This window comes from Acinetobacter rathckeae, from assembly GCF_015627125.1.
Taxonomy (GTDB): domain Bacteria; phylum Pseudomonadota; class Gammaproteobacteria; order Pseudomonadales; family Moraxellaceae; genus Acinetobacter; species Acinetobacter rathckeae.
Map to the genome: position 1 here is coordinate 398,446 of NZ_VTDO01000002.1, position 14,084 is coordinate 412,529.

The window sequence follows — 14,084 nt, forward strand, 5'->3', positions numbered from 1 at the left end:
ATGGTGGTTGCATTTTCCTTATGTGAGATGCTTTTTTTATCCCAGAGTGCTCATGCTGGAGATGTTGCGGTATCATCTCCACAACCCGCATCGGCACAAGCTTGTGCTGGCATCGCTTTTAATGCAGACCGTTTGGCATGTTATGACCAATACTTTGGTGTACCCAAAGCCACGGTGGTGGCTCAAGCAGAAACACCAGCTGTGGTGCAAGCGACTTCAACTACATTGGTTGATAAATTTAAAAGCTCGGTGAGTTCGGTATATAGCAGTGACACGGGGCAACCTGCATCACCAACCACGTCTTTATTAGACAGCCGTTGGGAGTTGTCTGAAGCGAGTAAGCTTGGCACATGGAATATTCGCAGTTATAAACCTGTGTATGTTTTACCTGTGTTTTGGACCAGTGAAAAAAACACGACGCCGTATAGTCCAAACCCTGAAAATCGTGTGCCTTACCAGAGCTTAGATGCAACAGAGCTGAAATTTCAGTTGTCATTAAAAGCTAAAGTTTGGGAAAATATTTTCCCAAATAATGGTGACTTGTGGGTAGGTTATACGCAGTCATCACGTTGGCAGGCCTATAACGCAAAAAACTCTAGTCCATTTCGTGAAACCAACTATGAACCAGAGGCGAGTTTGGTGTTTCGTACCAACTATAAGTTGTTTGGTCTAGATGGGCGTTTGCTTGGGTTTACTTTAAACCATCAATCAAATGGTCAAGCTGACCCATACTCTCGTAGTTGGAATAGGGTGATGTTAAATCTGGGCTTGGAACGTGGTAATTTTGCGATGGTGATTCGACCATGGTACCGCATTCCTGAAAGTGCCAGTAATGACAATAACCCTGACATTGAAAATTATGTGGGTCGAGCTGATATCACCACATTTTATAAGTGGAACGATCATCAATTTTCTTTAATGCTTAGACATACCTTAAAAGGTGGTGAAAATTCACGTGGTGCAATGCAGTTTGATTGGACTTTTCCAATTAAGGGACGTTTGCGTGGACAATTACAGTACTTTAATGGTTATGGTGAAAGCTTGATCGATTATAACCATCGTGCAAATTATGTAGGTGTTGGTGTGTCCTTACTCGATTGGTACTAAATTTTAAAAATAAAAAAGCACAGCTATATTTGCTGTGCTTTTTTTGTACCATACAAATATGTTTTTCAATATTTAAGGGATCAATTTACAGCATTTAATCAAATGATTTGGTTTATTCTTTATAAATATTGGGTCTAAATGTTTGCCAAACAAAGTTTTCTGTATTGATTGGGGTATATCCTATTTTTTTGTAAAAATTTGGTGCAGTTGATGTCACAAGCATTATTCTACGCAAACGTGATATCGTTGGATGAGCATGACAACATGCCATGAGCCATTGCCCAAGTTTTTGTTGTTGCCAATTTTCTAAAATGTATACATCACATATATATCCAAAAGTGGCCTCATCAGTGATTACGCGAGCGAAACCGATTTGTTTATGATCATAAAAAAGCCCAAAGCATAGACTATTTGAAATACTTTTAGATACTGTCTCGAAACTAATACCTTTCGCCCAAGATGATTGTGTTAAATAGTTGTGAATTGCAGGAAGGTCGAACACGTTATGATTTGTTGTAATTGTATATTGGTTGGATTGCCAAGTATAAACTTTCTTCATTTATATTGTTCTTTGTAAGTGGGAGGGCTTTTAAAGTGAAGGTTTATCAATTACATTGATACATCTTTAATTAAAAGCCCTACAATATTAAAAAATTATCTTAAAAAGCGTTGATAGCCTGCATTTTGGGTAATCTCTTGGTATGGGTAGTTAATACCATTGAGTTTTTCAATCAGGTCATCATTGCTTGCTGTTGCAGATGCGTGTTGTTCTGACTGTAAAGCCACTAAAACACGGCCTTCGGCTGCACCATGGTTGCGGTAGTGGAAAAGTGTAATGTTATGTGCAGGGCCAAGACGTTCTAAGAAAGTCAGTAATGCACCTGGGCGTTCTGGAAACTCTACTCTAAATAAGCGTTCTTGGTTTTTGGTATGTCCACCAACCAAGTAGCGAATGTGTAGTTTTGCCACTTCATCGTCAGATAAATCATCTACATCGTACTGTTGTTTGAGCGTGTTGAAAATTTCATGGCGTTCTTCTTCGCCATATTTTAAGCTCACACCAACAAACACTTGGGCACTTTGTTCGTCATTGGCTCTATAGTTAAATTCAGTCAGGTTACGACCTTCTAAGGCACGGCAAAAATCTAAAAAGGCACCTTTCTTTTCTGGAATGGTAACTGCGTAAATTGCTTCACGCTTTTCACCAAGTTCGGTACGTTCAGCAATGTACCTTAAACGGTCAAAGTTCATGTTTGCACCGCAGACAATAGAAACAATGTTTTTATTGCTGAGCTGATGCTGTGCGACATATTTTTTAATGCCTGCAAGAGCCATTGCACCTGACGGTTCTACAATGCTACGTGTTTCATCAAACGTATCTTTAATGGCAGAGCAAATTTCATCGGTATTTACTGTAACCACGGTTTTATCAACAATTGGGCTACCATCTGCTTTTTTTAGATTTAAAATTTGAAATGGTAAGTCACCAATACGAGCCACGGCCGTACCATCGGCAAATAAGCCAACGTGCGGTAGTGTTACTCGCTCGTTGTTTTCAAAAGCTGCTTTTAAACAAGCAGACTCTTCATATTCTACAGCAACAATTTGTACATGCGGTGCAACCTCAGCAAAGTAAGCCGCAACGCCAGAAATAAGGCCACCGCCACCGACAGCAACAAAAATATAGTCGACTTCACGCCATTGACGATGAATTTCGTTGGCAATCGTTCCTTGCCCTGCAATGACCAATTCGTCGTCATATGGAGGTACAAAAACTAAATTTTCTTGTTTTGCACGTTCAATCGCATAGCTGTTGGCTACATCGAAGCTGTCGCCGTGTAAAACCACCTGTCCGCCAAGGCGTTTTACTGCTTGTACTTTAATGTCAGGTGTTGTGCTTGGCATGACAATAATAGCGGGAATACCTAGTTTACGACCAGACAAGGCAACCCCTTGGGCATGGTTACCTGCAGATGCACAGATTACCCCTGCTTGTAATTGCTCTTTTGGCATTTGGCTAATGCGGTTATATGCACCACGTAGCTTAAAAGAAAAAACAGGTTGAAGATCTTCTCGTTTAAAACGAATGTTGTTATTAATTTTTTGACTAATTCGTGGTGCTGCTTCGAGAGGAGATTCAATGGCAACATCATAGACAGTTGCTTGTAAAATTTGTCTGACCAAGCGAAACAACATGGTTATCTTCCGTTTAACAGTTTAAAATAAAGCGTGATTGTAACAAACACTCTATAGGATTGGATTGAATAATCAACAGAAATCTGTGATTAATCAACAAAAACAAGTGATGACTATGACTTTATACGCAAATCAAGATGCAAAAAAACAAGCTGCTGCACAAGCTGCACTCAAACATTTACCTCATGGTGGCATATTGGGTGTGGGTACGGGCAGTACAGTAAATTTTTTAATTGATTTATTACCACAACTTGAGCTCAAAGGTGCTGTAGCCAGTTCAGAAGCGACAGCAAGCCGTTTAAAAGCGTTGGGCATTGACGTCATTGATATGAACCAAGTGGCAAGCTTAGATGCGTATGTAGACGGTGCAGATGAAATTGACCGTAATTTACATATGATTAAAGGTGGTGGTGCTGCACTTACACGTGAAAAAATTGTGGCCTCTATTGCGCATAAGTTTGTGTGTATTGTAGATGACTCAAAATGGGTGGGACAGCTCGGACATGATTTTGCTTTGCCTATAGAAGTCATTCCAATGGCTCGTTCTGCTGTGGCACGTAAGATTGTCAGCTTAGGTGGAGACCCTGTGTATCGCCAAGGTGTTGTGACAGACAATGGTAATGTGATTTTGGATGTTTATAACTTAAATATTTTAGATGCACTTGATATTGAAAAAACCATCAATGATATTCCTGGTGTTGTGACCAATGGTATTTTTGCTTTAAATAAAGCAGATATTGCGATTGTTGCAACAGATCACGGGATTGAAGAACGCGTTGCTGAGTAATCATAATATTGCTGCACATATTAAACGTGTGCAGCATGCCACAGCAAAACGCTTAAAATTGACTGTACGTGCAGATCATATCCGTTTGACTGTACCTAAACATTGTCCTGAAGCACTGATTCAGCAGTTTTTGGTGCAGTCACAGGATTGGTTAGAAAAAGCATGGCAACAGCAGTTGAGCCGTAATGTATCTGAAGTCAAACCACCTACACACATTCATTTATTTAACTTAAATATGGCTGTGCAGGTGTGTGTTACTGATATGGCACAGTTGTATCGTTATGAGCCTACGATATTATATATAAGTGCATCGACACCATTTAAAGCTTTAAAAGCCTTTTTATTGGATTATGCGGGTGAACATTTATCTGCATATTTAAAAACAGTGTCGGCAGAAACAGGGCTGAGTTATGGTGCTGTACAAGTACGTTTTGTGAAAACGCGTTGGGGGAGCTGTAATACCCAACATAAAATTATGCTTAATGCCACATTGGTGCTTTTAGACCAATCGTTGGTAAGAGCAGTGTGTATACATGAGTTAGCACACACAAAAGTGTTTAATCACAGTACTATGTTTTGGCAAACGGTAGCACAGTTTGATCCTAATTACTTAAATCATCATGAGCAAATGAAACAAAATACATGGCCGAGTTGGGTGAATGCGATGTTAAACCATCGTGAATAGCGGTTTTTGCGGTAAAATTGAGGTAAGGCATGGAAAAAGCTATTTAGAAAAAATATGCTTCCTGTCATACTAATTGGCTTTGATAAATTTAATCTTTGAGGTGGCGTAAGGTGATTTCAGTTGGAATTGTTGGTGGAACGGGCTATACAGGTGTAGAACTTCTTCGTATTTTATTACGTCACCCACAAGTCACTGTACGTATGCTGACATCACGTACCGAAGCAGGTCGTGCAGTTGCGGATATGTTTCCAAGTTTACGTGGACATACAGACCTTAAATTCTCTGATTTAACCCTAGAAGCACTGCAAACGTGCGATGTGGTATTTTTTGCAACGCCTCATGGTGTAGCCATGAAATATGCAAAAGAGTTGATTGCTCATGGTGTGAAAGTCATTGACTTGGCGGCTGATTTTAGATTACAAAACTTAGCAGACTTTGAAACGTGGTACGGTATGCAACATACATGCCCTGATGTACTTAAGCAGTCTGTATATGGTTTGCCTGAGCTAAACAGAGCGCAAATTAGCCAAGCACAAGTGATTGGTAACCCAGGTTGTTATCCAACGACAGTGCAGTTGGGTTTAGCACCACTGTTAAAACAACAGGGGTTAATTGATCCAAATAGTATTATTATAGATGCGAAGTCTGGTGTGTCTGGTGCTGGGCGTAAAGCAGATTTAAGTTTGTCTTTTAGTGAAACCACAGACAGCTTCAAAGCGTATGCAGTGGCAGGACACAGACATCACCCTGAAATTGTGGAAGGGTTAAACCGTATTGCGTCTACACAGACTGAATTTAAACATCTTGTTTTTGTACCGCATTTAGTGCCAATGATTCGTGGTATGTTAAGTACAATTTATGTTGATTTAACCGAGCAAGGGACAACGACAGATATACAGTCGCTTTATGAAGGGTTTTATCAAGATGAATACTTTGTCGATGTTATGCCACAAAAAAGCGTGCCAGAAACACGCAGTGTTAGAGGTTCAAACACCCTACGAATCGCACTGTACCAACCACAGCCTAAAAAGTTAGTCATTGTTGTGGTACAAGATAACTTGGTGAAAGGTGCAGCAGGTCAAGCAGTGCAAAATATGAACCTTATGTGTGGTTTATCTGAACAACTTGGCCTAACAGGAATTGCATTAATGCCATAGTACTGAAATACAGTATGATTAAAAATCAATGCATTGAGTATAAAAATGAATGAAAATACGCTAGAAGAACCTGCTGTAAAGCATAGTAAGGTTAAAAAGCCAAACTTTGTTCAAGCAAACAAATTTTTATTGCTTGGCAGTGTGTTACTGTGTTTTGGTGGGTTTGCACTTGGTTACACTATCGGGCATAAACAAGGCCTAACCGTGGTTGGGTATGATGCAGATGCACAGCAACTTGTTGATGTGATACAAAAGCAAAAAGACACCTTAGCCGAGCTCAATAAAAATTTTAACCTTGCAACACAAGAACGTGATTTAGCCCTGACCAATACTACTACTTTGACACACACCTTGACGGAAAATAAAGCTGACTTAAGTATTGCACAAACACAAAGTCAAATTTATCGCAATTTGTTGCGCCAAAGAGGCGGTGTAGGGCTTATGGTACAAAATTTATCTGTACGTCCATTGCCAGAAAATGCATTTGAATATCAACTTGATTTATTACAAGTCAGTCCAAGCCAAAGAAAGGCCAACGGTTCAGTTGAACTCAGATTGATTCGCGGTGATGAGATATTAGTTGTACCTATGGAAAATAGTCGCTTTAGTTTTGAGAATTTTCAAAGGCTCACAGGGCGTTGGACGATACCAGATGGTTTTGTGCCCCAATATATTGAAGTCAGAATTAATGGTGGTGTAAATGAAATACGCCGTTTTAATTGGTTGAGAGGTAAAGAAGTTGACAGTCCAGAACGATTGGCAACAGATATTCCTCAAGCCGAAGCCAAAATCCAATAATGTGAAATGATACGCTATGCATGGTTTAAAAAAGAAGATGGACTTAACTGACTTAAAAGCTGCTTTTAGTGATACGGGCTATGTCGATTGGCATCTTCAAATGTCTGCCACTGACCAAGATCACCATGATGATGGCGATTTAGATGTTAAGGTTGCACCACCTGAATTGAAACGTCCACCATTATATGTTGTTGTTTTATTGAACGATGATTACACACCAATGGACATTGTAATTGAAATTTTACAACAATTCTTTGCAATGAATCTTGACCAAGCCACAGAAGTAATGCTAACTGTACATTACGAAGGAAAAGGTGTCGCTGGTATCTATCCTAGAGATATTGCTGAAACAAAAGCGAATCAGGTCAATAATTATGCTCGCTCACAAGGTTATCCATTACTTTGTCAGATAGAGCCAAAACAATAAGGGGATTGGTATGCTTAGTCGTCAACTAGAGGTTTCTTTACGTTTGGCTGTTAGTATGGCAAGACAAAAAAGACATGAGTTTCTTACAGTTGAACATCTACTTTTAGCATTATTAGACAATGACTCAGCTGTGAATGCATTACGTGCATGTGGGGCAGATATTGTCACTTTACGTAAAGAACTTGAAGAGTACGTTGAGCAACATACCCCTAAACTTGGTGAGCACAGTGAGCAAGCACCACACCCGACAGAAAGTTTTGACCGTATTTTACAACGGGCGATTTTTCATGTGCAATCAGGTGGTGGAGACCGTACCGTAGAGGGTGCAGATGTATTGGTTGCAATGTACTCAGAGCGAGATGCATTTGCTGTATATTTACTTAAACGCCATCAGATTAATCGTTTAACTTTAACGCAGTATTTGTCACATGGTACCTCTAAAATTGAAAGTGCTTCTTCTGAAGAAGACACAGAAGAAGCAGATGTAGAAGCAACCAGCAAAGATTCTGTAGATACAGTATTAGATGCCTATACGCTGAATTTAAACGTAGAGGCGGCCAAAGGAAAAACAGACCCTCTTATTGGTCGAGAAAAAGAAATTGAACGTGCGGCACAAATTTTATGTCGTCGCCGTAAAAATAACCCATTGCTTGTTGGTGACCCTGGTGTAGGTAAAACCTCTATTGCTGAAGGGTTAGCATGGTTAATTGTCAATGAGAAAGCACCTAAACCATTGCATCAGGCTGAAATCTATAGTTTAGACTTAGGTGCATTGGTTGCAGGTACAAAATACCGAGGTGATTTTGAAAAGCGTCTCAAGCAATTGCTGAATGCACTCAAGAAAAAGCCAAATGCAATTTTATTTATTGATGAAATTCATATGATTATTGGTGCTGGCTCAAGCATGGGTAGTACCATGGATGCATCAAACCTGATTAAACCTGCACTTGCAAATGGGACGTTACGCTGTATTGGTTCAACGACTTTCCAAGAGTATCGTCAAGAGTTTGAAAAAGATCATGCACTGTCACGCCGTTTCCAAAAAATAGATGTTAATGAGCCGAGCGTGAGTGAAACCATTGAAATTTTACGTGGTCTAAAAAGTCGTTTCGAAGACTTCCACCATGTAGAATATGACGATCAGGCACTTGCAAGTGCAGCAGAGTTATCTGCAAAATTTATTAATGACCGATTCTTACCAGATAAAGCCATAGATGTGATTGATGAAGCAGGGGCTCAGTGTCGTTTAAAAGGTTTAGAAGAACGTACACACATTTCTGTAGAGCAGATTGAAGATGTGATTTCGAAAATTGCCCGTATTCCGCCGAAAACAGTTTCTAAAGATGATAAATCTGTATTACAGCATTTAGAGCGTGATTTGAAACGTGTGGTCTTTGGGCAAGAAGAAGCAATTACTGCATTATCATCTGTGATTAAACTTTCTAGAGCAGGCTTAAAATCACCAAATAAGCCTGTTGGTAGTTTTGTATTTGCAGGGCCTACAGGTGTAGGTAAAACAGAAGTGACCAAACAGCTTGCGAAGTTGCTAGGTGTAGAGCTGATTCGTTTTGACATGTCTGAGTACATGGAGCGTCACGCCGTGTCACGCTTAATTGGTGCACCTCCAGGATATGTTGGTTTTGATCAGGGTGGTCTGCTTACAGATGCTATTCATAAAAATCCGCACTGCGTTTTATTGTTAGATGAGATTGAAAAAGCACACCCAGATGTCTTTAATTTGCTTTTACAAATTATGGATCATGGCACACTTACGGACAATAACGGTCGTAAATCAGACTTCCGTAATGTGATCTTAGTACTGACTACCAATGTGGGTGCAGAAAGTATTTCTCGTTCAAGCATTGGTTTTACAGAACAAGATCATAGTCTTGATAACCAAGATGCAATGAAAAAGGCATTTTCACCAGAGTTTCGTAACCGTTTAGACAGTACGATTCAGTTTAAAGCGTTGCCAAAATCAATTATTGAGTCGGTTGTTGATAAGTTCCTCACAGAACTCCAAGCACAGCTTGATGATAAAAAAGTGGTTTTAGAGGTGGATACTTCTGCGCGCCAATGGCTTGCAGAACATGGCTATGATTACTACATGGGTGCAAGACCAATGCAACGTTTGATTCAAGAGCATTTGAAGAAGCCACTTGCCGATATGATTTTATTTGGTGAGTTAGCAGAGCATGGTGGTAATGTGGCTGTGTCTGTAAAATCTGAACACGGTAAAGATATCGGTTTACTGCTGACAGTATTTGAAGATCAAACCACAGTGGTTGGGTAAGTGTAGAGGCATAGGTTGAAATTATGGATATATTAAAAATACTCTCAACCTTTGCTTTGTTTTTTGTTACTGCAATTGCAGAGATTTTAGGCTGTTACTTTCCATACCTGATGTTCAGTGAAGGTAAAACAAAATGGTTGTGGGTTCCTACAGCCATTTGTTTATTGCTATTTGTATGGTTGCTGACACTACATCCAGCCGCATCTGGTCGTATTTATGCAGCTTATGGTGGTATATATATATTTACAGCTTTATTATGGTTAAGATTTTTTGATAATATTGCACTAACAAAATGGTACATGGTTGGTGGTTTTGTTGTTTTGTGTGGGGCTTTTATCATTATATTGCAACCTAATGGTTTGACAAAATAATCACCTCACAAAATATTTACAATTTCATGTATTGAAATCATGCCTTAAAACCATATGGAATAATGAGGTAATTATCATCATGAGTAATCAACTTGTTGAGTTATTAGAAGCAATAGAAATCGAAAAAAAAGGGTATGACACTATTTATTTTAACAAGGGGTTATTGTTTAAAGTTATACATGATTCAGACAGTCATATTTTAGTTAAAGCAGACAATGATTTTACCTTTACTCTAGCAAAGCTCGGGCAAGATAAATTATGGAAATATCTTTAAGCTAATGAAAATTGAGCAGTGTCTTGTATATTAAAGACACTGCAATTTTTTAAGACGAATGGTTTAAGTCGGTATCTTTAGTTTCTTTAATAAAAATAAAAGCAACAAATGAAATTGCAGATGCTGCTACAAGATAATAACTCACTGCACTTAAGCCAAAGTTTTGGGCAAGGCTTGTTGCGGTAAATGGTGCGATAGATGCACCTAAAATTGCAGCTAGGGTGCATGCTAAGCCTGAACCAGTGTAGCGTACAGATGTTGGGAACATTTCTGATAAAATTGTACCCATTGGACCGCAGGTGCAACCCATAATAGATAACCCAATACATAAAAAAATAGTGACTGTAATGATATGACCTGCAATGAAAAAGTATGGCAGTGCTATAGCAAATGAAGCGGTCATAATGCATATTGCCATGTAGGTGTATTTTCTTCCGTATTTTTCTGAAACCATCGCAGATAGTGGTATAAATGCAGCAAAGAAGAATGTAGATAGTAATTGTATTTTTAGAAAATCACTTCGTGCATAGCCTAACGCTGTTGTACCCCAGTTGAGTGCAAAAACACTAACAATATAAAAGAGTACGAAAGTACATATAGATGCCATTGTGCCTAAAAATAATGTTTTACCATGTTTAGTAAATACATCTTTTAGCGGTACATTGACTTTTTTTTCTGCATGTAAGAGCTGCTGAAAAGCAGGGGTTTCATGCAAAGAAATACGAATATATAAGCCTAATAGCACAAGTAATGCACTAGAGATAAACGGAATTCTCCAGCCCCACTGTAAAAATGCTTGATTTGACATGACTGTACCAAGCAATATAAAAAACAGTGTGGCTAAAATAAAACCTAGAGGAATACCAAGTTGTGGAAACATACCATACCAAGCACGTTTATTTGCAGGTGCATTTTCTGTAGCAAGTAGTATTGCACCTCCCCATTCACCTCCAAGACCAAGACCTTGCCCAAAGCGACAAAGTGCGAGTAAGAATGGTGCTGCAATGCCAATTTGAGCATACGTTGGTAATAGTCCTATACATACGGTAGAAAGACCCATCAGTAAAAGCGCTATGACTAGAGTAGACTTACGACCAATACGATCACCCAAGTGACCAAAAAGGGCCGCACCAATGGGTCTAGCAATAAAAGCCACGGCAAAAACCACTAAAGATTTTAAAGTTGCAGCACTATCGCTATCTATAGGAAAGAAGAGGTGAGGGAATACCAATACAGCAGCAGTTGCATAAATATAAAAGTCAAAAAACTCTATGGTTGTACCAACAAGGCTTGCGATACAAACACGTGTAGATGAGTTGTGGTATGTAGGTTGAGTGGATGAATCTATTTTAGACATAAAAGACCCCTATATTGTTATAGCTTTTTAGTTGAATGAGGCTGAGTAGAGCAAAAAATTAGATGAGATTTGAATAATCATATATTAAATTTGATGGTTTATATGACTATTTTCTTACATGAATGAAGATAATGAGCTAAAGGTGCCATATTCATAAAACGACTAAAACTCACGTAAAGGATTATTCTATTAATAGAAAGTGATGGTATCTGTGCTAAACAAGTCCCCTTGTTTTTTTATTATAGTTTGTATGAACTGGCTATGTTTACCATAAATATGACTAAGTGAAATTAGAGCGGTGTATTAAGTAACGAGTCTAGCAGTAAACCTAACACAGCATAGGCCGTGTTAGGTTTAATAGAAATTGATATTTTAAAGTTCGTTGTTCACATCAATACTTTTGGTTTCACGCATGCATAAGAATGCAATAAATGAAATGGTGGCTGCTGTAATAATATAGTAGCCAACAGCTTGTATCCCGTAGTCTTTAGCAAGACTACTTGCAATGAGTGGTGCAAAAGATGCACCTAAAATACCTGCTAAGTTAAATGCGAGTGCTGAACCCGTATAACGTACAGATGTTGGAAATATTTCTGACAATACTGTGCCAATCGGGCCATAAGTGCATCCCATAATTGCAAGACCGATGCATAAAAATACAACAATTAACACAGGATTGTTAGCAACAAATAGGTAAGGGAGTGCTAAGCCAAATAATGCGGTTAAAATACACATTGCAGCAGAGGTCGTTTTACGTCCAATTTTTTCTGCGAGTAAAGCAGAAATAGGAATAAATGCTGCAAAAAACAGAGTTGCGAATAACTGCATTTTTAAGAAGTCACCACGTGCATAACCAAGTGCAGTTGTTCCCCAGTTGAGTGCAAATACAGTCATCATATAAAATAAAACAAATGTACAAACAGCAGATAGTGTTCCAATAAGTAAAGTTAAGCTATGTTTGCTAAATACTTCTTTAAATGGAATATTTGCTTCTTTTTGTTTGTTGAGTACACGTTTAAATGCAGGTGTTTCATGCAGTTTTAAACGAATATATAAACCAACAAGAACGAGTAATGAACTGGCAATAAATGGAATACGCCAGCCCCATTGTAAAAAGTTTTCATTTGACATGACTGCACCAAGTAGCAAGAATGAACCTGCTGCAAGTACAAAGCCAATCGGTGCACCTAATTGAGGAAACATACCATACCAAGCACGTTTCCCTTCAGGTGCATTTTCGGTTGCAAGTAAAATTGCACCGCTCCATTCACCGCCTAACCCAAGACCTTGACCAAAACGACAAAGTACCAAACACAGTGGTGCGAGAATACCAATTTGTTCATAGGTTGGTAGTAAACCAATACATACAGTTGAAAGCCCCATAAGTAATAAGGCTGCAACAAGAGTGGACTTACGGCCGACTCGGTCACCCAAATGTCCAAATACAGCCGCCCCAACAGGACGTGCAATAAAAGCGACTGCAAAAACAGCTAAAGATTGTAGTGTTGCTGCACCACTACTACTTGCTGGGAAAAATAGGTGAGGGAATACCAATACAGCAGCAGTTGCATAAATATAAAAGTCAAAAAATTCGATTGTCGTCCCAACAAGGCTCGCAATAAGTACTCTGGCCTTTGAGTTGGATTGAGTGTCTTCACTCATGGTTGATGACGTGTCCATAATATCGTTCACATAATTAAAAGTAGATTATTGTTTGAGTCGCTATTAAAAATAGCAACGGAAGAAGCAAAAAAATCATGGGGTATAGATTTTAGCTTCTAAATAAAGCAGAAAATTGTGGGTATGAGGTTCTGTTTTACAATGTATGTTTATTATGCGTATATTAATATTAAATTTATAGTCTAAATATTGCTAGTTTTATGAAAAAATATTCAACTTTAGGGCTGATTTTAGAAAAAATGTAAAAAAAATTAATATAACGCATTTCTTATGTGATCTATGAAAGCCAATAGTTTAAAATAGAGTAATATTTTGAGGTGATAGATTCATGAGTAGTAAAGTTAAAAAACAGGTGGCATTACCATTTCCAGTGGCAAGCTTAGAACAGGCCGAGCAAAGTGATGCAGTACACAACCAAGTACGACCAAAAGCGCAGCAATATGCAGATCGTACATGGGCACCACCACGTGGTACACGACGTTCTATGGGTAAACGCTAAGCCTTGCAATTTATAATGTATGTGAAAACAAAGTAAAAGCATATAAAAAATGCTTTTACTCTCCCACATAGTGTTATATTATAACATAACACTATGTGGGAGATAACAATGCAAGTATTATCATCATTAAAAACGGCAAAAAGAAGATCTTCAGATTGCCAAATTGTACGCCGTAGAGGGAAGATTTTTGTAATTTGTAAATCTAACCCTCGTTTTAAAGCCAGACAAGGCTAAATAAAAAACCGAAGTGTATGCTTCGGTTTTTTATTTTAATTAACTGAATGGGTAAAAAGACAAATCAGAATTTAGGAAATCAAATACACACTATAAGTCATCAAATAAATGAACCAGTAAGTTACAAAGTAGCAGAGAATTATTCAACACAATATTTATCTATGAATCAGTTTGAGGTCAGCATTGAGAAATAAGAGAAATATAAACAGGTAAAACTAA

The 14,084-nt window shown here is 38.4% G+C and carries 15 protein-coding genes; 11 read left to right on the top strand and 4 right to left on the bottom strand.

The window, feature by feature from the left end; genetic code table 11:
- Nucleotides 1-27: 27 nt before the first annotated feature.
- Complete coding sequence (locus tag I2F31_RS05390; protein WP_228285080.1) at nt 28-1,107, top strand: phospholipase A; 1,080 nt, start codon at nt 28-30, stop codon at nt 1,105-1,107.
- Between the two features lie 112 nt (nt 1,108-1,219).
- On the opposite strand, the gene I2F31_RS05395 is transcribed toward I2F31_RS05390, so the two are convergent.
- Both I2F31_RS05395 and ilvA read right to left on the bottom strand, forming a co-directional pair.
- Entirely contained in the window at nt 1,220-1,666 is a 447-nt protein-coding gene (locus I2F31_RS05395) for a GNAT family N-acetyltransferase (protein ID WP_195768499.1), read from the bottom strand.
- A 95-nt stretch (nt 1,667-1,761) separates the two neighbouring features.
- Nucleotides 1,762-3,303 carry a threonine ammonia-lyase, biosynthetic gene (ilvA, locus tag I2F31_RS05400; RefSeq protein ID WP_195768500.1) on the bottom strand — a complete coding sequence of 514 codons (1,542 nt, stop codon included), beginning with the start codon at nt 3,301-3,303 and terminating at the stop codon, nt 1,762-1,764.
- Nucleotides 3,304-3,418: 115 nt separating this feature from the next.
- On the opposite strand from ilvA, the gene rpiA reads away from it, so the two are divergent.
- From rpiA to I2F31_RS05440, 8 genes are all read left to right on the top strand, one after another.
- Nucleotides 3,419-4,090, top strand: a complete 672-nt coding sequence (gene rpiA / locus I2F31_RS05405) for a ribose-5-phosphate isomerase RpiA (RefSeq protein WP_195768553.1) — start codon at nt 3,419-3,421, stop codon at nt 4,088-4,090.
- Nucleotides 4,080-4,775 (top strand): YgjP family zinc-dependent metalloprotease, encoded by a 696-nt coding sequence (locus I2F31_RS05410; protein ID WP_195768501.1) that lies wholly within the window; start codon nt 4,080-4,082, stop codon nt 4,773-4,775. The genes rpiA and I2F31_RS05410 overlap by 11 nt, the downstream gene beginning before the upstream one ends.
- A 110-nt stretch (nt 4,776-4,885) precedes the next feature.
- Nucleotides 4,886-5,932, top strand: a complete 1,047-nt coding sequence (argC, locus tag I2F31_RS05415) for an N-acetyl-gamma-glutamyl-phosphate reductase (protein WP_195768502.1) — start codon at nt 4,886-4,888, stop codon at nt 5,930-5,932.
- A gap of 45 nt (nt 5,933-5,977) precedes the next feature.
- On the top strand, nt 5,978-6,730 hold the full coding sequence (locus I2F31_RS05420; protein WP_195768503.1) for a DUF6776 family protein: 753 nt from the start codon (nt 5,978-5,980) through the stop codon (nt 6,728-6,730).
- Between the two features lie 16 nt (nt 6,731-6,746).
- On the top strand, nt 6,747-7,157 hold the full coding sequence (gene clpS / locus I2F31_RS05425; RefSeq protein WP_195768504.1) for an ATP-dependent Clp protease adapter ClpS: 411 nt from the start codon (nt 6,747-6,749) through the stop codon (nt 7,155-7,157).
- A gap of 10 nt (nt 7,158-7,167) precedes the next feature.
- Nucleotides 7,168-9,450: an ATP-dependent Clp protease ATP-binding subunit ClpA gene (clpA, locus tag I2F31_RS05430; protein WP_195768505.1), complete on the top strand. Its 2,283-nt coding sequence runs from the start codon at nt 7,168-7,170 to the stop codon at nt 9,448-9,450.
- A gap of 23 nt (nt 9,451-9,473) precedes the next feature.
- Nucleotides 9,474-9,821, top strand: a complete 348-nt coding sequence (locus I2F31_RS05435; protein WP_195773547.1) for a YnfA family protein — start codon at nt 9,474-9,476, stop codon at nt 9,819-9,821.
- 79 nt (nt 9,822-9,900) lie between these two features.
- Complete coding sequence (locus tag I2F31_RS05440; RefSeq protein WP_195768507.1) at nt 9,901-10,095, top strand: hypothetical protein; 195 nt, start codon at nt 9,901-9,903, stop codon at nt 10,093-10,095.
- Between the two features lie 49 nt (nt 10,096-10,144).
- Here the strand turns inward: I2F31_RS05440 and I2F31_RS05445 are convergent, their stop codons facing one another.
- Nucleotides 10,145-11,452 (bottom strand): MFS transporter, encoded by a 1,308-nt coding sequence (locus tag I2F31_RS05445; RefSeq protein ID WP_195768508.1) that lies wholly within the window; start codon nt 11,450-11,452, stop codon nt 10,145-10,147.
- Between the two features lie 372 nt (nt 11,453-11,824).
- Nucleotides 11,825-13,132: an MFS transporter gene (locus I2F31_RS05450; protein WP_195768509.1), complete on the bottom strand. Its 1,308-nt coding sequence runs from the start codon at nt 13,130-13,132 to the stop codon at nt 11,825-11,827.
- Nucleotides 13,133-13,460: 328 nt separating this feature from the next.
- Between I2F31_RS05450 and I2F31_RS05455 the strand changes: the two genes are divergently transcribed.
- Both I2F31_RS05455 and ykgO read left to right on the top strand, forming a co-directional pair.
- The gene (locus I2F31_RS05455; protein WP_195768510.1) at nt 13,461-13,631 is read left to right on the top strand and encodes a hypothetical protein; all 171 of its coding nucleotides are present in this window, start codon (nt 13,461-13,463) and stop codon (nt 13,629-13,631) included.
- A 108-nt stretch (nt 13,632-13,739) separates the two neighbouring features.
- Nucleotides 13,740-13,865, top strand: coding sequence for a type B 50S ribosomal protein L36 (gene ykgO / locus I2F31_RS05460; RefSeq protein WP_195768511.1), 126 nt, complete (start codon nt 13,740-13,742; stop codon nt 13,863-13,865).
- Nucleotides 13,866-14,084 lie beyond the last annotated feature (219 nt).

Bases quoted from the DNA above. Each gene is read 5' to 3' on its own strand.
- I2F31_RS05390 (WP_228285080.1), top strand. From the start codon at position 28: ATGCTTTTTTTATCCCAGAGTGCTCATGCTGGAGATGTTGCGGTATCA.
- I2F31_RS05395 (WP_195768499.1), bottom strand. From the start codon at position 1,666: ATGAAGAAAGTTTATACTTGGCAATCCAACCAATATACAATTACAACA.
- ilvA (WP_195768500.1), bottom strand. From the start codon at position 3,303: ATGTTGTTTCGCTTGGTCAGACAAATTTTACAAGCAACTGTCTATGAT.
- rpiA (WP_195768553.1), top strand. From the start codon at position 3,419: ATGACTTTATACGCAAATCAAGATGCAAAAAAACAAGCTGCTGCACAA.
- I2F31_RS05420 (WP_195768503.1), top strand. From the start codon at position 5,978: ATGAATGAAAATACGCTAGAAGAACCTGCTGTAAAGCATAGTAAGGTT.
- clpS (WP_195768504.1), top strand. From the start codon at position 6,747: ATGCATGGTTTAAAAAAGAAGATGGACTTAACTGACTTAAAAGCTGCT.
- clpA (WP_195768505.1), top strand. From the start codon at position 7,168: ATGCTTAGTCGTCAACTAGAGGTTTCTTTACGTTTGGCTGTTAGTATG.
- I2F31_RS05435 (WP_195773547.1), top strand. From the start codon at position 9,474: ATGGATATATTAAAAATACTCTCAACCTTTGCTTTGTTTTTTGTTACT.
- I2F31_RS05440 (WP_195768507.1), top strand. From the start codon at position 9,901: ATGAGTAATCAACTTGTTGAGTTATTAGAAGCAATAGAAATCGAAAAA.
- I2F31_RS05445 (WP_195768508.1), bottom strand. From the start codon at position 11,452: ATGTCTAAAATAGATTCATCCACTCAACCTACATACCACAACTCATCT.
- I2F31_RS05450 (WP_195768509.1), bottom strand. From the start codon at position 13,132: ATGGACACGTCATCAACCATGAGTGAAGACACTCAATCCAACTCAAAG.
- I2F31_RS05455 (WP_195768510.1), top strand. From the start codon at position 13,461: ATGAGTAGTAAAGTTAAAAAACAGGTGGCATTACCATTTCCAGTGGCA.
- ykgO (WP_195768511.1), top strand. From the start codon at position 13,740: ATGCAAGTATTATCATCATTAAAAACGGCAAAAAGAAGATCTTCAGAT.